21 protein-coding genes are annotated in these 25195 nt (G+C 53.6%); 7 read left to right on the top strand and 14 right to left on the bottom strand.

Annotated features, from left to right (window positions below; genetic code table 11):
• Nucleotides 1-92: 92 nt before the first annotated feature.
• On the top strand, nt 93-854 hold the full coding sequence (locus tag WEB64_RS07640; RefSeq protein WP_368058463.1) for an SDR family oxidoreductase: 762 nt from the start codon (nt 93-95) through the stop codon (nt 852-854).
• Nucleotides 835-1179, top strand: coding sequence for an MGMT family protein (locus WEB64_RS07635; RefSeq protein ID WP_368058465.1), 345 nt, complete (start codon nt 835-837; stop codon nt 1177-1179). Before WEB64_RS07640 ends, WEB64_RS07635 begins: the two co-directional genes overlap by 20 nt.
• On the opposite strand, the gene WEB64_RS07630 is transcribed toward WEB64_RS07635, so the two are convergent.
• A complete protein-coding gene (locus tag WEB64_RS07630) occupies nt 1161-2516 on the bottom strand; it encodes an MFS transporter (RefSeq protein WP_368058467.1) in 1356 nt (451 codons plus the stop codon). The two genes, WEB64_RS07635 and WEB64_RS07630, sit on opposite strands and share 19 nt — an antisense overlap.
• A gap of 86 nt (nt 2517-2602) precedes the next feature.
• The gene (locus tag WEB64_RS07625; RefSeq protein ID WP_368058469.1) at nt 2603-3085 is read right to left on the bottom strand and encodes a YajQ family cyclic di-GMP-binding protein; all 483 of its coding nucleotides are present in this window, start codon (nt 3083-3085) and stop codon (nt 2603-2605) included.
• Nucleotides 3086-3241: 156 nt separating this feature from the next.
• Between WEB64_RS07625 and WEB64_RS07620 the strand changes: the two genes are divergently transcribed.
• Together WEB64_RS07620 and WEB64_RS07615 are read left to right on the top strand one after the other, a co-directional pair.
• Complete coding sequence (locus tag WEB64_RS07620) at nt 3242-4213, top strand: response regulator (protein ID WP_368058471.1); 972 nt, start codon at nt 3242-3244, stop codon at nt 4211-4213.
• Nucleotides 4214-4570: 357 nt separating this feature from the next.
• Complete coding sequence (locus WEB64_RS07615) at nt 4571-5608, top strand: AraC family transcriptional regulator (RefSeq protein ID WP_368058473.1); 1038 nt, start codon at nt 4571-4573, stop codon at nt 5606-5608.
• Between the two features lie 69 nt (nt 5609-5677).
• Here the strand turns inward: WEB64_RS07615 and WEB64_RS07610 are convergent, their stop codons facing one another.
• The 6 genes from WEB64_RS07610 to WEB64_RS07585 form a co-directional block, all read right to left on the bottom strand.
• The gene (locus tag WEB64_RS07610; protein ID WP_368058475.1) at nt 5678-6889 is read right to left on the bottom strand and encodes an argininosuccinate synthase; all 1212 of its coding nucleotides are present in this window, start codon (nt 6887-6889) and stop codon (nt 5678-5680) included.
• An 86-nt stretch (nt 6890-6975) separates the two neighbouring features.
• On the bottom strand, nt 6976-7746 hold the full coding sequence (locus WEB64_RS07605; protein ID WP_368058477.1) for a substrate-binding periplasmic protein: 771 nt from the start codon (nt 7744-7746) through the stop codon (nt 6976-6978).
• A 33-nt stretch (nt 7747-7779) separates the two neighbouring features.
• Nucleotides 7780-8187 (bottom strand): flagellar export chaperone FliS, encoded by a 408-nt coding sequence (gene fliS, locus WEB64_RS07600; RefSeq protein WP_368058479.1) that lies wholly within the window; start codon nt 8185-8187, stop codon nt 7780-7782.
• Between the two features lie 88 nt (nt 8188-8275).
• Nucleotides 8276-10249, bottom strand: coding sequence for a flagellar filament capping protein FliD (fliD, locus tag WEB64_RS07595; protein WP_368058481.1), 1974 nt, complete (start codon nt 10247-10249; stop codon nt 8276-8278).
• 424 nt (nt 10250-10673) lie between these two features.
• A complete protein-coding gene (locus WEB64_RS07590) occupies nt 10674-11114 on the bottom strand; it encodes a flagellar protein FlaG (RefSeq protein WP_368058483.1) in 441 nt (146 codons plus the stop codon).
• Between the two features lie 83 nt (nt 11115-11197).
• Entirely contained in the window at nt 11198-12586 is a 1389-nt protein-coding gene (locus WEB64_RS07585; RefSeq protein ID WP_368065551.1) for a flagellin, read from the bottom strand.
• A gap of 380 nt (nt 12587-12966) precedes the next feature.
• Here WEB64_RS07585 and WEB64_RS07580 point away from each other — a divergent pair, with 380 nt between their 5' ends.
• Complete coding sequence (locus tag WEB64_RS07580) at nt 12967-14454, top strand: flagellin (protein WP_368060909.1); 1488 nt, start codon at nt 12967-12969, stop codon at nt 14452-14454.
• A gap of 355 nt (nt 14455-14809) precedes the next feature.
• Nucleotides 14810-16810, top strand: a complete 2001-nt coding sequence (locus tag WEB64_RS07575; RefSeq protein WP_368060911.1) for a tetratricopeptide repeat protein — start codon at nt 14810-14812, stop codon at nt 16808-16810.
• A gap of 34 nt (nt 16811-16844) precedes the next feature.
• Here the strand turns inward: WEB64_RS07575 and sbcB are convergent, their stop codons facing one another.
• The 6 genes from sbcB to WEB64_RS07545 all read right to left on the bottom strand — a co-directional run bounded on the left by sbcB (nt 16845) and on the right by WEB64_RS07545 (nt 23484).
• The gene (gene sbcB, locus WEB64_RS07570; protein ID WP_368060913.1) at nt 16845-18293 is read right to left on the bottom strand and encodes an exodeoxyribonuclease I; all 1449 of its coding nucleotides are present in this window, start codon (nt 18291-18293) and stop codon (nt 16845-16847) included.
• 144 nt (nt 18294-18437) lie between these two features.
• Nucleotides 18438-18878 (bottom strand): universal stress protein, encoded by a 441-nt coding sequence (locus WEB64_RS07565; protein ID WP_368060915.1) that lies wholly within the window; start codon nt 18876-18878, stop codon nt 18438-18440.
• A 32-nt stretch (nt 18879-18910) separates the two neighbouring features.
• Nucleotides 18911-20194: a TRAP transporter large permease gene (locus WEB64_RS07560; RefSeq protein WP_368060917.1), complete on the bottom strand. Its 1284-nt coding sequence runs from the start codon at nt 20192-20194 to the stop codon at nt 18911-18913.
• Nucleotides 20195-20223: 29 nt separating this feature from the next.
• Nucleotides 20224-20835, bottom strand: a complete 612-nt coding sequence (locus WEB64_RS07555; RefSeq protein ID WP_368060918.1) for a TRAP transporter small permease — start codon at nt 20833-20835, stop codon at nt 20224-20226.
• A gap of 87 nt (nt 20836-20922) precedes the next feature.
• The gene (dctP, locus tag WEB64_RS07550; protein ID WP_368060920.1) at nt 20923-21951 is read right to left on the bottom strand and encodes a TRAP transporter substrate-binding protein DctP; all 1029 of its coding nucleotides are present in this window, start codon (nt 21949-21951) and stop codon (nt 20923-20925) included.
• Between the two features lie 525 nt (nt 21952-22476).
• Nucleotides 22477-23484, bottom strand: a complete 1008-nt coding sequence (locus WEB64_RS07545) for a hypothetical protein (RefSeq protein WP_368060922.1) — start codon at nt 23482-23484, stop codon at nt 22477-22479.
• 142 nt (nt 23485-23626) lie between these two features.
• On the opposite strand from WEB64_RS07545, the gene WEB64_RS07540 reads away from it, so the two are divergent.
• Nucleotides 23627-25084 (top strand): YdiU family protein, encoded by a 1458-nt coding sequence (locus WEB64_RS07540; protein WP_368060924.1) that lies wholly within the window; start codon nt 23627-23629, stop codon nt 25082-25084.
• Nucleotides 25085-25195: the final 111 nt, after the last annotated feature.

Below are 25195 nucleotides of genomic sequence, written 5' to 3'. Positions count from 1 at the left end.
AACGGGCATCATATTGTGCACGAAAAGGGAGACGGCTGAGCCGACCCTCCTCCAAACCCAATGGCTATCTACCAGGTTTATTAGGGCGCAAGATGAAACTTCAAGATTCTGTAATTGCAATTACCGGTGGCGGTCAGGGACTGGGCCGTGCAATGGCTGAGTACTTCGCAGCAAAGGGCGCAAGCCTGGCACTGATTGATCTGATGCCGGAAAAACTCGACGAAGCCGTAACTGCCTGCAAAGTCGCTGGTGGCGACGCCCGGTCGTACGTCTGTAACGTCGCCAGGGAACCCGACGTCGAGGAGACATTTACAGCCATCCAGCGGGATTTCGGCAAAATCAATGGCCTAATCAATAACGCAGGCATCCTTCGGGACGGCATGTTGGTCAAGGTCAAAGAGGGTGAAATCGTCAAGCGTATGAGCCTGAGTGAATGGCAGTCGGTGATCGACGTTAACCTGACCGGCGTTTTCCTGTGCGGTCGGGAGGCGGCGACCCACATGATTCAAAATGGTGATCACGGCGCTATCATCAACATCGCCAGCATTTCCCGCGCGGGTAACATGGGGCAAAGCAACTATTCCTCTGCAAAAGCAGGCGTTGCCACGCTGGTCCCCGTCTGGGCGAAAGAATTGGCACGTCACGGTATTCGCGTCATGGGCATTGCCCCAGGCTTTATTGAAACTGAAATGACGCAGTCTATGAAACCAGAAGCATTGGAGAGAATGACGGCTTCCATTCCTCTTAAACGAATGGGCAAACCAGATGAAATCGCCTTTACCGCGGCTTTTATCTTCGAGAATGACTATCTTTCAGGGCGAATAATTGAAGTTGATGGCGCACTCCGACTCTGACACCTGCTCACCGGACGACCTGCCGACTCGTGACCAGATGATCTGGCAGGTCGTCTGGTCGATTCCTGAGGGGCGGGTAGCCAACTACGGTCAGGTCGCCCGCCTGGCTGGGCTGCCAGGTCTTGCCCGATATGTAGGCCGGGCGCTGGGTAAACTACCGCCCGGCTCGGAAGTGCCCTGGTACCGCGTATTGAAAAGCGATGGGCGGCTGGCTTTCAAACCCGGCACTCACGCCTATATACGACAGTCCGAAAGCTTGCAGCACGAAGGCGTTGAAGTGGCCGACGGCCGGGTTTCCATGGCCCGCTACCGATGGGAACCCTGACCCTCACCGGCGTGTTCTTCAGGCCCCACATCTTCTGTGCTGTTAGTAGCCGGTGAAAGCGCATCCAGCCGCTCGCCCTTCCCCATTAGCCACCAGGACAAAAGGATCGCGGGTACACCCATCACAGCAGCAATAAAGAAGAATTCGGTGTAACCGTAATTGAACACCACCATGCCGGAAAAGCCGCCTATGAACTTACCCGGCAGCGTCATCAAGGAACTGAACAAGGCATACTGGGTCGCCGTGAACGAGGCGCTGGTCATACTCGAAAGCCACGCGATAAGTGCAACGTTGGCAATCCCGCCACTCAGATTATCTGCGCTGACGACCACTGCGAGCAGGACAATATCAGGTGGTAACTGCGCGACGACTACAAACAGCAAGTTGGTCGCGGCCGTCAGCACAGCACCGGCGACTAATATGGGACGCACCCCATACCGGACCACCAACAGGCCGCCCAAAATGGAGCCACCAATGGTCATAAAGAACCCGAATATCTTGGTTACATCCGCCACTTCGGTTTTCGAAAAACCCATAAACGTCAGATAGAACGGGTTTGCCATAACGCCCATGGAAATATCGCTGATGCGATAAAGTGCCACCAGCACCAGAATAAAAAGTGACAGCTCACGATAGCGCCGGAAGAAATCCACGAACGGTCCGGCGATAGCGGCAGAAAACCAGCCTGCAAGCCGAGCCACACGCGGAGAAAGATGCGCCCGCTTGGCGGTCTCCCGTGCCACTGTAACAGCAAGATCTTCCGCCACACTATGATGATTGACTGCTGGCTCCCGGATAACCAGCACCGTCAGGGCACCGACGCCCATCAACACCGCCATAACCTCGTAAGACACTTGCCACGACCAGAACTCGGCGAGATACAAAGCCCCTGCCCCAGCTACAAGCAAAGCCAAACGGTAACCAAAGATATAGGTGGCAGCCAGTGCGGCCTGCAGACGCGGCTCGGCAATTTCTATACGGTAGGCGTCGATTGCCACATCCTGAGTGGCGGACGAAAAGGCCACCATTAAGCCACAGAGGGCCATCATGGTTGGCGCGGTGACAGCATCAACCTGGGCCATCAACACCAACCCCAGAGCAACGCCAGACTGAGCGAGAATCATCCAGCTGCGACGCTTGCCTAACAGTCTGTCCAGCAGCGGCAGCCTGAGGCGGTCAACCACAGGCGCCCAGACCACTTTGATCGAGTAGGTAATCCCCAGCCAGCTAAAGAACCCGATGGTGGCGGTTTCAACGCCAATATCTGCAAGCCGGGCGTTCAGGGTCGAGAACACAAGCAAGAAGGGCAATCCGGCAGAGAAGCCGAGAAACAGCATGGCAATAACCTGCCATCGGGTAAACGTATGAAGTGCTGCGCGCAGTAACCTGGGCCGGGCTTGAGTAGTGATCAGGAATTCTCCGTTTAGTCGCGGAAGTTATTGAACTGAAGCGGCAGGTCAAGATCAGACTCACGCAGCATCGCCATGACATCCTGCAAGTCATCCCGCTTTTTACCCGTCACCCGGACTTTGTCACCTTGAATGGCGGCCTGCACCTTGAGCTTCGCATCCTTGATCATTTTCACGATCTTCTTCGCCATATCGGTTTCAATACCCTGGCGCAAAACCAGGTGTTGCTTGACCAGTTTGCCGGATTTACTGTCACCGTCCTCGGTAATCGCACGGCCATCAATATTGCGCTTTGCGAAGGCCATTCTCAGCATGTCCATCAATTGCTCAAGCTGGAACTCCTGCTCTGCGCTGAGGGTGATGCCTTTGTCATCAAGCTCTACCGAGGCATCGACGTTTTTAAAATCCCAACGGTTGCCCAAGTCGCGCTTGGTCTGGTCGACGGCGTTGGTTACTTCGTGCATATCTATTTCAGAGACAATATCAAAGGATGGCATAGTCATACTCCGGAAATGAGGGATGTTTTACATTTATGAACATCACAGTGTCTGTTAAACGTTATAATGACTCGCTTGCGAATGTGGAGGTGCCAAAGCATACCAAGAGACAGCGGGCACCGCATCTGACAATGGACTGGTGAGTATTAGATAACAATGCCAAATCTTGACCTTCCGATTCTCGTCGTTGACGACGCCAAATTCAGCAGCATGGTGGTTAGCCGTGCGCTTAATAATGCTGGCTATCGCGATGTGCGCGTTGCCAACAATGCACCTGCTGCCCTGACCATGATCGAAGAACGGTCAGTCAGTGTGCTGATTGCGGATTGGCTGATGCCGGAAATGGACGGCCTGGAGCTCACTGACCGGGTTCGGCAACAGGACGAGCAGGAAAACCACTACACCTATATTATTCTGCTCACCGCCCGGGAGAGTGTAGACGCGCTGTCAGAAGCCTTCGACCGGGGGGTGGATGATTTCATCTATAAGTCGGACATGAGCAAACAGCTGATCTCCCGCGTTTTCGCCGCTGACCGAATGGCGGACCGGCAGAATACGCTGCTGACTGCCAACTCCCTGCTGATGGAGAACAACCGCGAGCTCGAAGCCAGCAGCATCATTAACCTGGAAACCGGGCTGTGCAACAACCGCTATGCCCGGGAACGCCTGGGTAAAAGTTTGCGGCAAGCAGAATCCCGTGGCGGTGCTTCGGCTTACGTTCTGATCGGCATTCGGAACTGGCAAAGTCTGAAGCGGCAGCACAGCGCTGCCATCATGAGCGAGCTCGCAATCGGGATTGGCCGTCGCCTGAGCCACCTGATCCGACCCCTGGACGCCCTGTGCCGCGTGGGCGATAATCAATACGTCATCATTGCTCACTTTTCCCACAGCGACCACTGCACTACCACGGCCTTCCGACGGGTGTACGATGGCATCAATCATAAGGCACTAAAAACCACGGCGGGCTATATTTCGGTAGAAGCCGGGATGGCCCTTTGCAAGGCTGATGCTCAGAAAGGCACCCCCTCCGTGCAGGAAATGGAACGTGCAGCCGTGCAGGGACTCGTGGACGCCTACGAAACCCGGCGCTTCACCGAGACCGTACCGGATCTGTCCGAAAATGCCTGACGAGGCCAACAAATGTACGCCTCCACAATTTGTAACAGGGCGACACACTTTTTCAACAGACTCAGGGGCTTGGCAGCAGTATTCTGCAATTGTGGATTCAAGCAGTATCCGCCCATGGTGGAGGAGTTAAGCAGTCCCTTAGGGAGTCAAGTAGTCCCCTCGGGAGTTAAGTTGTCCCTCCACTGTTAAATGGGTGAATCCCCGGTTAAACGAATTTTAGGCACTTTCGTTCTTTCCTTGAAATTTTAGGCCAGCTCTCGAGCTGGCTTTTTTATTTCCGTATTGTTAATTTCCCCTCGAACGCCCACACTTTAGCGAATAACAATCTCCACCCCATTGTCCAGGCCCTCATTGCTTATGCGACACCTCGGAACCGCCTCTGTTGCGGCCATGCGCCAATATGTGCGTGCTGCGACTTCGGCCGGAATTGATGCCGAAGCGTTACTCGGCCAAACCGGGCTCACTTCCGCCATTCTTGAGAGCGACGAAGGCCGCATTTCGGGCGAGCAACTGCAAACCTTCATCCACCTACTGTCAGAGCGATCAGGCAACCCGATCCTTGGGCTGGAAACGGGCGACTTTGTACAGCCAGGTACATACAGTGTACTTGGCTACATCACCATGAGCTGCGCCACCCTGGCTGAAGCTGTGGCACGCATTGGGCCCTTTGAGAAGCTTGTGGGTGATATGGGCACCACTCAAGTAATGGGGGAAGGCGATCAAATTCGACTCGTCTGGCAATGCGCCTATACCGATAGCATTGTCAGACCTCACCTCGTCGATAATGTTTTTGCTTCCTGGATCAAGTACGCCCGCTGGCTCGCTGACGATCCAGAAGCGTCGCCAGCAAAAGTTCTGCTTGAAAGACCGTCACCCGGCCCGGAGTACGAAAAAGCCTACAGTGATCGTTGGCATTGCCCTATTCAATTTGCTGCCGCCGAGAACGCCGTTGTTCTGGAGCGAAGCTTGCTAGCAACCTCATTACGCCAACCTGACCCGCTACTTCGCAAAACGCTGGAAGCTCATGCGCAGAATCAGCTCGCAACCCTGGCGACCGATACCGCCTTGACCACCCGAGTAAAACACTGCATCCAGCAGCAATTGCTCCACGGTATTACCCGCCAGGACATGATCGCCGATCATCTCGGCATGACCAGCCGCACCCTTCAGCGCAAGCTCAGTCTTGAGGGGGTGTCATACCAGGAACTGCTGGACGAGGTCAGACAAAAGATGGCAGAGGAATACCTGACCCGCAGTAACCTCCCGATACCGGAAATAGCCCTGCGATTGGGATTCAGCGAGACCGCCTCCTTTCATCGAAAATTCAAGAGTTCGGCAGGGGTGCCACCAGGGGAATACAGAAACGAAAAAAAAGCGCGCAACCATCCCGGATGAGACTGGCTACGCGCTTTTTATGCAGCGTCAAAAGGTGACCCCTAACGCCAGAGGCCTATGGCTATAGCTTCAGAGCTTGCGACCCTTGCTTGCGGCGATGCGCAACCTGAGCGCATTGAGCTTGATGAAGCCTTCAGCGTCTTTCTGATCGTAGGCGCCCTGGTCTTCTTCGAAGGTGGCGATCTTCTCATCAAACAGGGAGTCATCGGACTTACGACCGACGACATCGACATTGCCCTTGTATAACTTCAAACGTACCACGCCATTAACGTAATTCTGGGTCTGATCGATCAACGCCTGCAACGCTTCCCGCTCCGGCGACCACCAGTAACCGTTGTAGATCACTTCTGCATACCGGGGCATGATGCTGTCTTTGAGGTGCGCCACTTCTCTGTCGAGAGTGATGGACTCAATGGCGCGGTGTCCGCGAAGCATGATCGTACCGCCCGGCGTTTCGTAACAACCGCGGGATTTCATGCCCACATAACGGTTCTCAACGATATCGAGCCGGCCAATGCCGTTATCTCCGCCTACTTTGTTCAGGTAGGCCAGTATTTCGTGGGCCTTCATCTGCTGGCCATCAATGGCAACGATGTCGCCCTTCTCGTAAGTCAGCTCAATGTACGTTGGGGTATCCGGAGCGTTTTCAGGCGCAACACTCCAGCGCCACATATCTTCCTCAGCTTCCGCCCAGGGATCTTCCAGCACCATGCCCTCATAGGAAATATGCAGCAGGTTGGCGTCCATGGAATAAGGCGATTTACCCTTTTTCATTTCGACGGGGATATCCCGTTCCCTGCAATAAGCCAGCAGCTTCTCACGGGAGTTCAGATCCCACTCACGCCAGGGAGCGATAACGTGGACACCGGGCTTGAGTGCATAGGCGCCAAGTTCAAACCGAACCTGATCGTTACCTTTACCGGTCGCCCCGTGAGAAATCGCATCGGCGCCGGTCTGGTTGGCGATATCGATAAGCTTCTTGGCAATCAACGGGCGGGCAATAGAGGTGCCCAGCAGATATTCGCCTTCATATACGGTGTTGGCCCGGAACATGGGAAACACGAAATCCCGTACGAATTCTTCACGCAGATCCTCAATGAAGATTTCCTTTACGCCCAGGGCTTCAGCTTTGGCACGCGCCGGTTCAACTTCCTCGCCCTGCCCCAGATCCGCTGTAAAAGTAACAACTTCGCAGTTATAGGTATCCTGCAACCAGCGAACGATCACGGAGGTGTCCAGACCGCCGGAATACGCCAGTACCACCTTCTTAATATCAGACATGCCCTTGCTCCATACCAAACAGAATGGATGATTTTAAATTGAGAGCGCGTATTGTACGGCAGTGGCGGCCTTGCGGCCAGATGGGGTCATTCGGGGAGTCGGAATATTTCCTCCAACTCTCCATTCTCGCGCATTTGGACGGCGGCTTGTCGGATAGCTTTGAAGAGTTGGGGGTTTTGGGCCTTACGGGACATATACAGAAAGGCTTTCTGCTCATTTATAACCGTATCAGTCCGGAACTCGTCAATGGCAAGCTTCATGGCTTCGAGCGTGTGGTAAAACAACTGGTCGCTGGCAACCATGGCGTCAAGCCGGCCGAGCTTTAACATCTCAATCGCCTGCTCGAGACTGTTGACCGGAACCTTAACAATCTCCCGGTCACGCTCGAACGCTTCACCATAGTAGGTGCCCCGAATATAACCAACCGACTTGCCAGCGAGGCCGTCAATCGTTAAAGGGTATCGAGAGCCCGCTACCCCGGCGAGGAGAATCTCTACCGTCACCACGTTGACTACGCGAACCCCCGCCGCATCGGTCACCGGACTCTGGAATAACACCACAAAATCAGTTTCGCCGGACTGAAGCTCGGTGGTCGCCCGGCGATGAGGCCTCAATTCATTAATGACCGGTACATTGGCGATTGCAGCGACACGGGACGTAAAGCGCGGAAGCATCCCTGCAGGCTGCCCCTCATCGTTCGTGAAACCCCAGGGCCAAACATCCGGGGTTACAAATATTGCGGGAGACAGCGGATTATAAAAAGCGCTTTCCCCCGCTTGGAGGACAAAGGAGGAAAGAAAAAGCAGCGCAGCAGCGCAAAAAGATCTTGAACCTCGAATAACGCTGCCTGGATGCATCGACAGAAACCATCGTTAAAAAGCCAGAAACATTCAGACGGCCGCCTGCTCCGATGGCTTCTGAATGACCTCGTCACGGATGTTGTCCCAGCCGTCTTTGACTTGGCGCAATAATGACGCCACTTCGTCCAACTTGCCAATGTCATTTTTGACATTCGCGTCAAACAGTGTCCGCTCCATGTAATCGTAGAGAGATTCCAACTGCGCCGCCAGCTCTCCGCCCTTTTCAAAATCCAGAAAACCTCGAAGGCCCCCGATAATTTCGATGGCCTTACTGATTAGCTTGCCTTTGCCCTCAAAATCTTTGGCCTGCACCCTTGCCTTAGCCATATTGATGCGTTCAAGAGCACCGTTATACAGCAACTGAATGAGCTTGTGCGGATCGGCGTCCGTGATGCTGGTTTGGGTATTGACCCGCTGATATGCCTGTAAGCCGTTCATACTAGACCTCTTGTTTCACCGGCTGAAGCCAGTTTTAGCATGTAGCCCCGATTATATTCACTATAGTAAATATCGAGTTTATAACAGTTTAGTTGTCATTGTTGCGTCCGGGTGCAAGGGCCGCCAACTGCTGGGTTACGTAATCCCGAGTGCTGTTGAGCCGGGAAATCAAAGCATCGGCGGCGCTGAACTGGTCCACCAGCCGCTGACGGTAAGATGCGATTCGCTCTTCCAGGCTCACCCTGTCTTCCTGAATTCGTTCAAGCTCACTTTGCAGGCCGTCAGTACGGGCTTCGATTGTACCGTCGGCCCCAACAAAGCGAGTCACTAAATCCACGGTCTGCTCGGCGACGCCTTCAATAAAGGTGATGGAACCCCGAGCCCCGGTCTGATCCCCTTCGATACGGACTTGCAGGCCAGAGGCCCCGCCATCGCCACCTTTAAGAAACAGCACCTTGCCATCTCCTTCCGCCACCCGGCCGTCGATCGTGCCAGCCACATCCAGACCTGCGGTGCCAGTGGTCACTGACAGCCCCAGGGCAGGGCCATCTTCAACGGAGGTAATACTCACATTGGAGTCACTGCCGTATTTGGTCGAGGTGAACGTTAGCTTGCCATCCACATCCAGCCCGACTGTTACGGCAGCTCCTGCATCTTTCAATGCATTATTAGCGTTAACCTGGTTCTGGATTTCATCCACCAGATCCTGGGCGGTAGCGTAAGTACCAGCAGTCAGCTTCAGGCTGGCGGAGGTTTCCCCATCCACCTTAAGCGTCAGTTCATCGTTGCTATCATCAATGGTGACATTGTCAGCAAGGGCGTTATCACCCCGGACCAGGCCTTGAGTCGCCGTCTGGCTCACGTTGATGTCGTAGGTGCCCGGATCCGTGTCCAGACCACTGCGAACGAACTCAACCTGGGTATCGGTCGTCCTGCCCTGCTCTGCAAAGAGTGCGGTCACGTCGTCAGGGTTTTTGGCCAACTGGTCTTTGAATATGGCAGCATCGAACTCCAGTCCGCCGGTTTCAAAGTTCGTTGTGATGCCAACGTCTGCAAGGCTTCGAACCGATGCGCTCTCCAGACCCGGCACAACGCGGGTCAGCACATTGCGTAGCTGCGTCTGAATCCCCCGAATCGTGGAATCACCGGTCAGAAGGCTGCCCCGACCCTCTTCTGCATCAAATCCTGACAACTCTTTGATCACTGATTGTAAACTATTGAATTTATCAACAAATCCTTGAACCCGCTCGGATACTTTGTCCAGATCCTGGGCCACTTTCACTTCAGAGGTAACACCTTCTGCATTCAGGTCAAAGGTCAGGCCGTCAATGGCATTATCGATGGTGTTATTGGAGCGGGTGATCTGAATGCCGTTGATCTGGACCACCGCATCCTTGGCGGCTACGGTTTCTGTGAGGTTATTGGTCGTACCGTCATTGACGAACTGCGACAAACCGGCAGTATCCGTATTATTGCCGTCATCATCGGTGACCGAAATGGAAATCTCGTTAGTTGTACCGGTCTCATCCGATGACACCACCAACCGGAAACCCTCCCCGGTATCCACCACACCCGCCGAGACGCCGATGCCAGCCTCATTAATCTCGTTTGCCAACCCCTGGAGCGTATCGTTTGAACTGTCGATAGTAAGGGTTTTGGTTTCATCACCAACCTGTAATGTCAGCGAACCGGTACCAATCGATGTGGAATCCTTATCTGCAAAGGTACCAGACGCCAATGACTGGGCTTTGGCCAGGCTGTCAACTTGAACGCTATAGTTGCCCGGGCTGACTTTGGCGCTGTCGAGGGTAACAGCCACACCGTCATTGGAAGATGTGGCTGAAAAAGCCTTCAGGTTGTCCGGAGCGCTGAGTTGGCGCATGGGCAGGCGCAGCTCAGTCACCGCGCTCCGAAGCTTACCGTAGGCTGAAATCAGAGCCTCGGAACGCTGCTGGTTAAAATCCAGCCGCTGCACTGTGGGCTTACGCTCCGCCGCAACCAGTTGATCGACCAGATCGGAGGTAAGAACCCCGGAACCAATGCCTAATGATGAAATTGACATAACCCTGTCTCCTCAAGGGAGCGAAAATCGCTTCTGTCCAATTTATCGGCAGAAAGCGGCAAAACTTTGCCCCTTTAGACCAGATACCGGTACCGATTTGTAACAGCCTGCAACAAGACTCTGGCCGAAGACCCTTTTCTGGCCACGGAAACCACGGAATGACACGGAAGAAAGACTTTTTAGCCACGGACGGCAGGGACTCACACGGACAAGACAAAACATTTTCTTTATAAAAACTTGCGCCTGCTAGTGTCTGTGTAAGTCCGTGTCGTTCGTAGCAATCTTTTCCTTTATTTTTCCGTGTACTTCCGTGGGTTCCGTGGCCAACAAAAACCCATCCCCGAAACGCAGAACACCGCCGAACCTTTCGGGTGCGGCGGTGCTGAAAATCCGTCATTTACATCAGGCCAGGAGCGGCAAGCTCCTACACCTTGATGCTAAATAACGTCAGCGGTTCATCCTGCTGCAAGTTTTCTGCCAACCTCAATGCAACCTCATCCGGAATCTGCCGAATAACTTCCTGGGTAGACTGGTCAACCACTTTCACAACTGTCTGCCCCAGATCGTTATTCACTTCAAACTGCAGATCCCGCTGGACGGTCTGAACAAAATCGTTCAGTTGCGACACCGCGCTATCCAGTTGATCCCGCTGGGCTTCGTTGCGCTTCTCAAGCCGCTCGGCTTTCGAAGGCTCCTGAACCTCGGAGGGAGACTGAACACGGTCCGCACGGCCAGTTGATGATGGCGCAACCTGGGCTGAGGCACTCCTGCCTTCGGCCTGAGATGACGACATTGCCCTTACCGGAGCCTGCTCACTGGAACGAACCAGCTTCAGGCCCGGACTGTTCAGGTTAACGTCATTCATAGCTCACCTCGCTATCCTCAAACGGCGTTAAACCGGAGCTTCTCATTATCAGAAAAGCCCCGGCTTGTACCGCTATGCCCCAATTACTGCAGGAGGGACAGAACCTGCTGAGGCCGCGCGTTGGCCTGTGCCAGTACCGAAATACCAGCCTGCTGCAGTACCTGTGACTTGGCCAGGGCAGCGGTTTCTGACGCGAAGTCTGCGTCCAGGATACGACTGTTGGCGGCGCTCAGGTTCTCAGTGGTAGAGGCCAGGTTAGAGATAGTAGACTCGAACCGTGACTGCACCGCACCGAGTTCTGCCCGGATGCTGTTAACACCGTCCAGCGCTTTATCGATGGTGGTAATCGCTGAAGATGCGCCATCGCGCGTGGAAATATCCACTTGGTTCAGACTATCCGTGATCAGAGTGACGTTATCTTCTTGACCGAAAACGGCAGCCGCATTAGTCGCGGTGTCGCTCTCTAGGATAATATTGTCACCAATACCCGTCTCAAGCTCGATACCGGCATCAAAAGTTTCTGCCGAAGCTGCAGCAAAATTATCGAAGGAAAGAGTACCGGTCGTTGTCAGGGTAAAGCTCTCCCCAGCCTCATCCACCAGCGAGAGGTTGGTACCATCAGACACCGCGGTCACGCCTGTCTCGCTGCTAACATCATTAACCCGAGCAGCAATGTCGTCGACAGTTTCGCCCGCGCCGAGCGTGAGCGTGGTGTCATCAATTTTAATTGTATCGCCCGCAGAAGACGCCGTACCAATGGCACCCAGGTCGAACTCAGTGGTGTCTTTCAGGTTAGCCTGCACACCTGACTCACTACTCACCGCGTTGATGGCATCAACGAGCTCCGAACTTGTGGCACCGGCGGCGAAGTCAACTGCCTCGCCATTTACCGTAAAATTATCGGTAGCCAGTGCATCAATATCACTCTGTGCGACAGCAGAAAGACCGCCAAGAACGTCGGAACCCAGTTGAGAGCCCCGTGCGTCAACACCTGCAACCGAAATGGTCTGTCCAGCATTCGCGCCCACCTGGAACACCAACTCATCCAGCGTTCCGTCGATAACGTTCTGGCCGTTAAACTGGGTGGCTGACCCAATCCGGTTTACTTCGTCGATCAGCGCATTAGTTTCCTGGTTCAGGGCTTCACGGTCAGAAGCGGAGTTAGTGTCGTTGGCAGACTGAACCGCCAGGTCACGAATCCGCGACAGGGCGTTGGTGATTTCACCCAGCGCACCCTCTGCTGTTTGTGCAAAGGAGATACCGTCGTTGGCGTTCCGCTGGGCCACGTTGGAACCGCTAATCTGTGCGGAGAAGCGGGTTGAGATCGCCAGACCCGCCGCATCGTCCTTGGCGGAGTTGATACGCAAGCCAGAAGACAGGCGCTGCAGAGCCTGATCATTCTGGCTTTGAGACTTGTTCAGTTGGTTCTGAGCAGCCAGTGAAGCGACGTTGGTGTTGATACCGAGAGCCATAATACTTCTCCTAAACCGTTTGTTTACACTTTGAAGAGGTCTGGCGTCCGCTCTCTTAATGCTGGCCGCCGCCCTGCTGTAGTGCTTAACGACCCACTTTGAGAATCCTTTAGAGAAAAATAGGGGAATATTGTTAAGGAATGTAAAAGCGGCAAGGGGCTTCCTTTCATGACTGCCAATAAACCGGCAACACAAATTTAAAAACATCTATCCTTGATATTTTTAATCTTTATATTCAAATAGTTGAATGTATATTTCGAAAAGTGGCACAACCTTCGCTTACCTTCTGAGAAACGGCAATTCCATTGAACACTGGCCGGCGAGGCGTCCTTTGATCGGGCACTGAGTTTCCGGCATTTCCAGGTAAAAGGGGAAACGATATGCCTCAGATCATTAACACCAACATTGCGTCGCTCAACGCACAGCGCAACCTGAACACCTCCCAGAGAGACAGCAATGTTGCCCTCGAGCGACTGTCTTCGGGGCTGCGTATCAACTCCGCCAAAGATGACGCTGCGGGCCTGGCCATCTCTACCCGGTTCCAGTCCCAGATCACCGGCCTGAACATGGCTCAAAGAAATGCCAACGATGGTATATCCCTGGCGCAAACAGCGGAGGGCGCATTGGATGAAGTCACCAACAACCTGCAACGTATCCGCGAGTTGTCTGTTCAGTCTGCCAACGCAACCAACAGTACGTCGGACCGAGAGGCACTGAATCAGGAGGTACAGCAGCGCATTTCCGAAATCAACCGTATTGCCAGCCAGACCAGCTTTAACGGTCTGAAAGTGCTGGACGGCACTTTCGGTGAGCAGACCTTCCAAGTTGGCGCTAACGCTGGCGAAACCATCGGCGTGAGCGGGTTGGATTCCCGTGGTAGCCAGATTGGTTCAACCATAATTGCAACCGCTGGCATCTCGGATACCGTGGCAGGGTTTGAAGCAATTGATAGTACCTCCGACCCACTTGGGTTTGATTACACCACAGCTTTATCCGGCGATATCGACATCGGTGGCGAAACCCTGACCATCGATACTGCGACATACGGGGATGCTGCCGCGCTAGCCGCCAACATCCAGGAACAGATTGATGCCAACGTCAACCTGGTTGATATAACAGTGGCGGGCAATGCGGCGGATGACACCCTGACATTTACCAACGCTACAGGCGTCGCGCTGACTGCAGATTTTAATTTAACCGATGCAGACGCAACCCCTACGACCTTCACCCAATCACTCGCTTTGGCCGAAGGCGATCCAATAACGCTCGCAGAACGATTTGAAAACGGCCAGACTGCAACATTCGAAGTGGACCTTAATGGCGAAGCACTCACCATTGCCGATGCAACATCGCTGAATGATATTGTGGCGCAGGTCAATGCGCGAACTGTTGAAAGCGGTATTCGCGCCAACCTGAACTCCGAAAACAACGAGATCATTTTCTCCTCTCAGTTCGGTGAAGCGTACACCATCAATATAACCACCGATCTTAATGGTGATGGCACTGTTGAAGTTGACCAGCAACTGGATGCCACCGTCGCGGACAATACGGTGTCCGTTAACGAGCTCAACATTTCAACTCGCGAAGGCGCTGAGCTCGCATTGGTGGCCGTCGATTACGCCTTCGACAAGATCAACGGCTTCCGAGCGGAACTCGGTGCGGTACAGAACCGCTTCGAGTCCACCATTGCCAATCTGAGCACCACCTCCGAGAATCTCTCGGCTGCCAACAGCCGGATCCGCGACGCAGACTTTGCGGCCGAAACGGCGGAACTGGCCCGCACCCAGGTACTGCAGTCCGCAGGTCTGTCGGTACTGGCCCAGGCCAACGCAAGGCCTCAGCAGGTGTTACAGCTGTTGCAGGGTTAATAGTCAACTTTGGTTAAGTAAGCAGAACAGCCGGGCTCGAAGCTCGGCTGTTCTGGTTTAGGGATTCAGTTTAATTTTGTAATTTTGGGGTCTGACCCCAATTGCCCCTCAAAAATCTGGGCCGCTGAGGCTCGGGCAAGCTCCCGGACGATCAAAAACACCTGTGTTTTGTCCGGGAGCTTGCCCGAGCCTCAGCGGCCTACCCAGTGAAAAACGTCAACAACCGTCAACCATCCCGAATAAACCCATTCCTGGCACAACTTTCGCTATACCCCATTAAACCAAGGCAAAAATGCCAAAAAACTGCAGATCATTGCCGCCCAGGTCTTTGCGGCCCTATAAGACGAGGTGTTCCATGTACGCACAGCATCATTCTCACGAACAGGTCTCTGACCAGGCAACGGTGGCGCGACTGCTGGTGGAAGCGAACATCGCTTACGGAGAATCCAATAACCCGGGAAATCGCCATATCCAACGCATTGAGGCAAGGCTGGCATGCCGTGCTTTGCTGGCGGAGGCCCAGGCATTAGCACCCACAGACGCCCGCGCTCTCGGTTTATTGGGTCGTGTAGAGATGGACGACGGCCATCTTGAACTGGCTCAGGCCCACTTCAACGCCAGCCTGGAACAAGACCCAAAACAACCCCAGCAATACACTAATCTGGGCTATTGGGCGCTGGCGTCCGAGCGCCCAGCATTGGCGGAGCACTATTTTCAGGAAACGCTTTCTCTGGACCGGCAGTCCGCCGCCGCTTTTTGTGGTATCGCCCACGCCAAACGTCGCCAGGGCTTTTTCGATGTAGCTTACCTGCACTATCGCTCACTGCTGGAAAGGGAATTACACTGGCCCACCGTCTATAGCGGCATGCTCACCTGCGCGGAAAACCTGACAGTTGATAAAGCGGATCAGCAACTGGCTCAGGATGCCATTCGCCTCTTACAACGCGACGAGTTACCCCATCAGCAAATTGGCGGTTTTGTCGCGGCCATTATTCGACAGCAATACGATCTTGATAACCCCAACGCCCAGGTATTCCTGAATGCGGCCTCAGAAGACGAGCTGCTGATACTCGCGCTTCAGAAAACCATCATGCCCGACCCGGCAGTTGAAAACCTGATCACCCTGCTTCGTCGAGCCATCGTCACTGAAGTCGCGAACTCTGCGGAACTGCGGGATGAACTGCAGCCCCTGACCATCGCAATCGCCCGTTATGTTGACCGTACCGGCTATGCACTGGTAAGCGCGGAAGACGAGGAACTGCTGGTCCAGGCCCTGAACGAAAGCGTCAGCGCCCAACTCGCCATGGCAGAGCCTACGCATGACATCGCTGGCTCATTGATTCTCAGCGCCCTCTATGGCGCCCTGTTTCACCAGACATTTGCCGTTCAGCTGGGACAGTGGAACCTGGTGGACTGGCCCGCCGGGCTGCAACCGTTGATGGCGGCCAGCTATTATGATCGCGCCACCGAAGAAGCTTTCAAGCAAAACTTTGATGAAAAGGCCGATGAACTGACACTGGATAAAGTGGACGTACCTCAAGCCTGGCCGAGCTGGACACAGCTGGCTTACCGTACAGAAAGCAGTTTGAAGACAGTGATCCACACATCCCTGAAGCTACCCACCGATGATCTGCCAGCAACCCTGCGCATCATGATCTGTGGTGCCGAATCCGGCCAGCGGGCACTGGAGCTAGCTCATTATTTGGACGACGTGGAAGTCATCGCGGTTGACGAATCCCTAGCCAATATCGCCAAAGCAACTCATCGCGCACAAGATCTCGCGCTGCAAAATATCGTGTTCTGGCCTTGGTCTGTGGCACAGCGGTTTGTCGCCGACGGCCACAAGGTTCATTGGATGGAATTGGGACGCCTGCCCTCCGCCCAAATGACCAATGTTTCACTGGCAGCGCTGGTCAATTCCGCAACTGTCAGTGGGGGTATCGTTCATATGCATACCGCCGTCGCTGAGCAAACCCGGGGTGACCAGCAGATTCTGCAGCTTATTGAGCAGCATGACCTGAAACCTACCCGAAACAGCCTGAGACGGTTGCGCAGGATGGCACTGAATAATCCCCAGGATGAGCTCTGGCAGGCGCTGCTGAAAGAGCCGGATTTCTACGGCTTGGGCGGTTGTCGAGACCGCTGGTTTCGGCCCCAGGACACGCGCCAGCTCGAGCAGTTGATGTCGCTGATGAGTAACGAAGTAGACTGGAAGCTGGTAAAGGCTCAGGACACTGACGGCCAAGCCCTCGCCCTGAAGCCAGTGCAGAAACAATTAAGAGCAGAGGCGTTAGGCAACGGAGTCCAGAGCCTGATAGGTCAACCGTTATCGGTGTACTTTACTCGCCGTCGTTGACGCATTCTTACGCCGAGGCCAGGCCTCGGTTCTCTTATTCAACATACGGGATAAGCGATTCACCGAAGAGATGCAATTCTTCCAGAATACGCATTTTCTCCGGACTCAAATCCGGATCGGCGGCCAGTGTTTGCAGTGTTTTAAAATACTCTTCCATTGACCGCCAACCTTTCTTGGGCTGCATCAGACGTTGTTGGCGAAAGAGCTCCCAGCGCTCCTGTTCTTCAGCCGTCAACGTGGCCGGATAGTTACGCGCCCGGTATCGGAACAATAAATCCTGCAAGCGCTCATCGCCAAAGCTCACCTCCTGTTCCCCAAGAGTTTCCACCGACTGTCGCAACACCCAGTCAAGCTTTTCACGGTCGGCTCTACTGATAAAACCGCCCGCGTAGAGCTGCTCGTCCGGATCGGTCAAGTCGCTTTCATGAGGACGGTCAAACGCCTGGGCAATGCGTGCAGATAACTCCGGTGCACCGCGCAGAAGCGCCAGATTCTGCCTCAGGGTCTCGCCGTCCAGCTCCAGCGCTGCAAGCCTTTCTGAGGACAGCGTCTTGAGCATATTGGCTGGGGCAAGCACCGGGCATTTATTCAGTTGAACACCTTTAAGCGGAAACCGGCCAATACCGTCGCCCAACGCCGCCTGGGAGGTAAACACCCGCTCCCGGATCTGCCCTACGCTGGCGTTGATTAGCTCAGAGGGGTCTTCACGCAGATCATAGACGATAACGAGATTCTTGTTCTCCGGGTGTTCGGCAACTGGCGCCACCAGGGCGCAACACCCCCTGCTGGCCGGGTATTTGGCCGATACATGGAAAACCGGCTTCATGGCGGCGGTATCCAGCATGGCCCGCGCTGAATGCTTGTCTTTATTGTTCAATACAAAATCGAACAATTTGGGCTGTTTGTCTTTGATCAGTTTTGCCACCGCCATGGTCGCCTGAACGTCGGACATGGCGTCGTGGGCACTTTCATGACGGATGCCGTTAGCCGCAGTAAGCGCTTCCAGCCGAAAACTCGGAGTGCCATCTTCTTTTCTCGGCCACTCGATGCCCTCCGGGCGCAGGGCATATGTTAGCCTGACCATATCAATTATATCCCACCGGGAATTACCGTTCTGCCATTCCCGCGCGTATGGATCGCGCAGATTTCGGTACAGAGTGTGCCGCGTTACCTCGTCATCAAACCGAAGGCTGTTATAACCGACCACACAGGTACCGGGCTGGCTGAATGCCTCATTGATCCGGGCGATGAATTCCGCCTCCGGAACCCCCTCTGCCAGGGATTTCTGGGGCGTGATCCCAGTAATCAGGCAGGCTTCGGGCGCTGGCAGATAATCGTCTGTGGGACGGCAGTAAATGATCAGCGGGTCTTCAATAATATTGAAGTCGGGGTCGGTTCGCACACCGGCAAACTGCGATGGTCGATCATGAACTGGATCGACGCCAAAAGTTTCATAATCATGCCAGTAAAAGCTGCGGGTCACGGCCTGGGGCTCCTGCACCAATGAACAAATAGGGGTCGCCGCAGTCTAGCAGAGTTCAGGCAGTGATCAGAATGGAGGCTCAGAACAACCGAGGAAGGTGGCCGCAATCAAGTGGTCGCATACAAAGGGTAGAAATTAATAAAACTAAACGACCAGAACCGGACATTTCGCCATACTGGCCACCCGCTGGGAAACGCTGCCCAAAAGAATGCCATCTTTATCACTGTCCGAGCCGCGAGACCCCATCACGATTAAATCAACTTCCTTATCCTTGGCAAACTTGACGATGGTTTTCGAGGGTCGCCCCCCTTTCACGAAACCGCGCACCCGGGTTGCACCGTGTTCTTTGGCATAATCTTTAGCAAACCCCACCACTTCTTTCGCATGCTCATTCAGGGCCTGATCGGGAATCTGGGGATTACTTTTCCGCACCATGGAGAGTGAAGCTTCACCAAGGCTGTGATGTTTGAACACGCAGATAATGTGCAGTTCTGCATCGGTCAGCTTCTGAAGATCAATACCCTTTTGCAAGGCTTTGATGGACATTTTTGACCCATCAACGGCTACCAGGATTCTCTTGAACATCAGCCACTCCCCCTAATCGGTTAAAGGCTAAATCAACGGAACGCCAGATCCCGCAGGAAGAGCGAAATTTGCGGGAAAGCAATCAGCAGAGCCGCCGCCAGAATCAGGATAAAGATAAACGGTGGCGTGCCACGGATAACTTCCCAGTAGGGCCGTTTAAAGATCGCTATCGCCGTAAAAATATCGCACCCGAACGGCGGTGTGGCCGAACCAATCGCCACCTGTAGGGTAATTAGAATACCTACATGGACGGGGTCGAGCCCTGTTGCAGCAATTGCGGGAGCAAAGATTGGTGTCAACACCAGAATAACCACAATGGGATCGACAAACATGCAGGCGACGAAGAAGGAAATGGATATGGCAATCAGTACGCCAACAGGTCCTGCTTCATTGACGCCGACTGACTCGAGAATCGCCTGAGGTATCTGAGCAAAGGAAATAATCCAGGAAAAGCCATTACCCACAGCCACCAGAATAAACACTACAGCGGTGATCAAACCGGTGGATTTGGCGATCCGGTAGATGTCTGGCAATTTCAACGAGCGGAAGACAATGAATTCCAGGAAGAACGCATAGAGCACACAAACCGATGCAGCTTCAGTCGGGCTGAAAATCCCGCCATAAATACCGCCTACAATGATGACCGGGAAAAACAGCGGCCAGAGCGCCTGTTGAGTCGACTTTGCCCGCTCCCCCCAGCTCGCTTTCGCTTCCGTTGGTACATTGTTTTTGTAGGCGTAAAACAAACAGTAAAGTGAAAACATGAAGAGAATCATAAGGCCAGGACCGATACCGGCAATGAACAATTCGGCAATCGAGGTCTGGGAAATAACCCCATAGATAATCATGCCAATACTGGGCGGAATCAGAAACGCGATATCACTGGAATTGATAATCAAAGCAAGCGTAAAAGGGTCAGAGTAACCCGCTTTAAGCAACTTGGGGCGAAGCGGTGAACCCACTGCAACAACGGTCGCCTGAGTGGAGCCGGACACCGCACCAAACAGTGTACAGGAGGTTGCAGTGCTAATCGCCAGACCGCCTTTTATGTGGCCAATAAAAGCCATAACCATGTGGATCAGACGGTCAGCGGATTGCCCCCGGGTCATAATATCTGCAGCGAGAATAAACATGGGCACGGCGATCAGCGACGCGGGACGGATACCCCCCAGCATCTGCTGAATAAAGGTTCCCATCTGGCCGAAGCCATCGAACATCATATAAAAGCCAACTACCGAGGCGGTGATCAGCGGAATCATCATCGGGAAGCCCATCAACAGCAACCCAATCATTATCAACATCAAGGTCATGGCCATGAGGCGGTCCTTTTAAAGCGTTCCCGGGATCAGACTTCGGATTCTGTGTCGGCGTAACCATCCACTACACCGGTGGAGAGATAGACATCCTCCGAGGTCATGTTCTTGATGGCGGTGAGAAAATACTGAATACCCGTGATCGCGAGGCCGACCGGAACCCATATGTATATCCACCAGATAGGGAACCCGAGCGCTGGCAAAATGCGGCCTTTCGAGTAAACACCCCAGATATATTCAACGGAGTAGTACACCAGGAAGAACATCACCAGACTGGTGAACAGAGAGATGATAACCATCATGATTTTCCGGCCCAATACCGGCAACACATCGTAGATGGCCGACATGCGAATATGCCGACCATGGCGGGCAGCGTAACCGATACCCGCAAAGGTAATAAGAATGATCAGGATTCGGTTGATTTCGCCCGAAAAGAACAGTCCTTCGCCGAAGATAAACCTCAAAATAACGTTAATGCACGCGTTAGTGGCCATCAGCAAAACCCCCACAGCCAGCATGACTGCTTCAACTTTGCTGATAGCCACATCTATAACACCCAGAAAACCGGGAAGGCCCGACTCGAATGTTTCCGGCGCTTCATCCGGAGAGTGATAAGTTTCTGACTTTTCCGGAGTTTCGGACATAATGCGCTTATCCTGTGTCGTGGGTCACAAGGGCACCCTCGCGGGTGCCCTTGTTTATACTGCTCCGCAGAGCAGGCCTAAACGCACTTACTTACCTACAACCGTTTCGAGGTCTGATTTGAACTGGTTCAGGAGCTCACGACCGGATTCACCAGTCATCTCGATGAACTTCTTTTCTACCTGAGGCGCACGTTCTTTGAACGCCTCAACCTGCTCATCGTTCAGGCGCGTTACAGTGACCTCGTCGCTGGCTTTCTCGATTTTGGCAAGGGATTCCTCCGCAAGGCCATCAATATGGTCGATGATTTCTTCAAATGCGAAATCAGCTGCGTCCTGAATCAACTTCTGGTCTTCTTCGGAGAGACCGTCATAGAACTTCTTGTTGGCCATGGACGCTGTGGTAAACCAGCCGTGCTTGGTAAAGACCAGGTTCGGAGATACTTCATACAGGCCGCCTGACTCGATCCAGAAAATCGGGTTCTCCTGGCCCTGAATCATATTGGTCTGCAGCGCACCGTAAACCTCACCCCAAGGCAGCGGTGTCGGTGTAGCACCAAAGGCTTCGTAGGTCGACGCCAGCAGCGGGTTGGTCATAGTCCGGATTTTCTTGCCGTCGAAATCTGCAGGCGAGGTCACCGGCTCATCGACGGTAACGACCATTTCCCCTTCCGGGTACATCTGCAGAAGTTCCAGGCCCTGTTCCGCGTATAGCTCCGGAAAGTCTTCGTTAATCGCCTTACTCTCGCGGAAAAACTTGATCACCGTATCCATCTCGGTGGGCATGAGGTAAGGAATAAAGAAAATCTGTGCTTCGGGAATCAGCGCGCCAGTAAAACCGGGAGACTGATTTACAAACTGCAGGATCCCTGCCTGGGTCTGCTCCATAATGTCATCAGACTCGCCCAGCTCGCCAAAACGGAATACCTGCAGGGTATGGTCTGAATTATCTTCTATATATTCTTTGAATTTGTAGGCATATACGTCCTGGACATCACCTTCGTATTCCTCGTGGGCATAACGCCAATTCGCTGCGTTGGCAATACTGGTGGCACCAAATGCCGCCAATGTAAAAAAAGAGACACCTACCATCTGTTTTAGCGTTTTATTCTTGAACATAGACTGATCTCCGTTCGTCATGGGCCCTTCATAAACCCAGACCGTTTCTGTTGAACCAATGTTCCGACAGCGCTTCGCCATGTTGGTCGTACTGCCTGCCACGTGCCTTATTTCCTTTAGACCTATATCAGAATGGCAAAACATTTCGAACATGACAAGCAAGTAACCGCTTAAAATCCGCCCGCCGCCTTGTGTCTCGGTTACAAACCATCCTCTCAAAACAGCCAGGCCGGACCGACATGCTGAGCGCCACCCGTGCCCGTCAAAACATGCAAGAAGCCTGCTAACTCTGGTGTTAAGGCCCGATCTTACTGTCGGGTCTAAATGAATGAGGCGGAACTCCAACTGGTTCGTTCAGACACAGCGAAATTGACTCTATAAATTTTCCTTATTTTTATCAAATGGTTGAGATTTTTTGCAAAATTCACTCGACCCCATTTTGTTACCGGGCTTGTAACTTTAGGTAATCTTTATTTGATTAGAACACTAAGCTTTTTAGGTGCTAGCTGCACTCTTTCATGCTGACTACTCCCGCCAGTGCAGGCCGGTAATCTTGTGATCTTCAGCAACGTCCAAGACCGCATCCGCCCGCGCTGGCATGGTCTGCAACATCGCCAATGTCAGACGCTCGTAATGCATGATGAACCGTATTAGATCGTCTGCAGACATGATGCCCCGACTCTGATCTTTCTGGCTGGGACAGTGATCAGTACCAGTACTCGATGACTCGTTTTTGCGCTTTTCTGGTGCATTTTCTCGCTTATTCGCCAGCTTCCGCTCCTGCAGAGTGCGCCATTTCAGTACACACTCCATGGAGGGGGCTTTGAGCATAATCAGCATATCGAGTTGGCCAAAAAAGTCGGCATAAGGACCCTTGAGCTGAATGTTCACGTACTCCCGCCAGATACCTTCGGGATCTTCCTCGGACTCGAGGGAATTCACCGGCGCAGCCAGTTTGGCGGAATCCTCCTCCGGTTGGGCGCCCACACACCACCCTTCGATCAGAATGACGTTGGCCACGCCGGTATATATCGGCCAGCGGGAATGCGGCAGCCGGTCATCGATGGCTTTATCAAAGACCGGAATGCGGGTTTCAGTGGTTGGTCCAGCATTGATCAGTTGGTTAACCGTTTGCTGGCCGAGCACCAGGTCGTGGGTGCCCGGTACGCCCCGGGTGGCCAACAGGGGGTGTATCTTTCGCGCAAGCCACTCTCTATCGGTATGAGTCCGGTAGAGATCATCCAGAGAAAATCGGGCGCATGGGCAGTTTAGCTGAGATGTCAGCATATTCTGCAGGAACAATGCGAGAGTTGACTTTCCCGTACCTTGGGCGCCGTTGATACCTACCAGCATAGGCTGCCCGAGCAGTCTCTGACGTTTGGCGATCTCTTCTGCCAGCGGAACAAAGTAACGCTCAACAGTAGATCGGAAATGATCGGGCAAACCCTCCGCCTCGATCAGCTCCGCTATCAAATCATTCATTGCATGTAGTTGGTTATCACCTGCGTCAGATGATTTTGCTTTATCCTTCATGTTCTCAACCCTTCTCAGTCCCTGCCTGTGAGGTAAGTGCAGTATCCGTACCAATTCCGTACGATGGTTTCATAAGCCCATTACCCCATACGAAATATGGAACAACACTCTGATCATAAGACAACCACACACTCTGGAACAGGTGGACGCTCTGAACAATTTTCGCATTGAACACCGGTATCTTGAGCTGCCCGCTGCCTTTTACAGCCGGGTGCAGCCCACCCCCCTGAAAAACCCCAGGCTCGTGTGTTTCAACTCTGCTTTGGCGCGAGAGATGGGCTTTCACACCGACAACCCCGAAGAGTGGGCTGCCCTCGGTGCTGGCCAGACCCTGCTTGACGGCATGGACCCAGTGGCGATGAAATACACCGGCCACCAGTTCGGCACGTACAACCCGGACCTGGGTGACGGCCGGGGCTTGCTGTTATGGGAGACCATCGGGCCTGACCAGCGCCGATGGGACTGGCATCTGAAAGGTGCCGGCCAAACGCCCTATTCCCGCTTTGGTGACGGCAAGGCGGTATTGCGCTCGACTATTCGCGAGTACCTTTGCAGCGAAGCTATGCACCATCTGGGCATTCCCACCACTCGTGCCTTATTCATGGTGAGCGCCCAGGACCCGGTACGCCGGGAATCTATCGAAACCGCCGCCACGCTGATGCGGGTTGCCCAAAGCCACATCCGCTTCGGCCATTTCGAGTTTGCCTCCCACCATGAAGGCAAAGAAGCGTTGAAGGTGCTGACTGACCACACCATCAAACTGCATTTTCCGCATCTTACCGATTTGCCCGAGGATGAGCGCTACACCCGCTGGCTAACCGAAGTGGTCGAACGCACCGCTCGCATGATTGCAAAGTGGCAGTGCGTGGGCTTCTGCCATGGGGTGATGAACAGTGACAATATGTCGATTATCGGCGACACCTTTGATTACGGCCCCTACGCTTTTCTGGACGATTTCGACGCCGGTTATATCTGCAACCATACCGATCAGGCTGGCCGCTACGCCTATAACCGCCAGCCCGAGATCGGGTTTGTCAATTGCCAATATCTGGCCCGCGCCATGACGCCGCTGCTGCCCGAAGACAACATTCTTAGCGCATTGCGTCAGTACGAGAAGGCCTATAACGAGACGTTCCTGGGCACCATGCGAAACAAACTGGGGCTCGCCGAACCGCTGGAAAATGACATCAACCTGATCATGGATCTGTTCAGCATGCTCCACGAGCACCATATTGATTACACGTTGTTTTTCCGCGGTCTATCAACCCTGCCCTCAAAAGGCGAGGCGCCAGTAAGAGACCTGTTTGTGGACCGTTCAATGGCAGATGACTGGCTTAAACGTTATAGCGAACGCCTGGCAACGGAAACCCGCTCAGACGCCGAGAGGGAAACCGCCATGTGCGCAGTTAACCCCAAATTTATACTGCGGAACTACCTGGCCCAGGAAGTGATTCAGGATGCTCAGACAGGCGAGTACGACAACCTGCATCGACTATTAAAAGTGCTGGAGAGGCCGTTTGATGAACAGCCGGAGAATGAAGACTACGCCAAACTGCCGCCGGATTGGGGCAAGCATTTGAGTATTAGTTGTTCTAGTTAATTGCCTTGGGTGTAGTGGTCAAGTGTTTTAGGAGCTTAATGTCTCGTGGTTAAATTTTCTGCCTGTTAATTATTAATAACCAAATAGTATTTCACGTTTTCCGTTAAGCAG

Source organism: Marinobacter sp. (genome assembly GCF_040882185.1).
Lineage (GTDB): Bacteria > Pseudomonadota > Gammaproteobacteria > Pseudomonadales > Oleiphilaceae > Marinobacter.
This window is presented reverse-complemented; position numbering and strand designations above follow the sequence as displayed.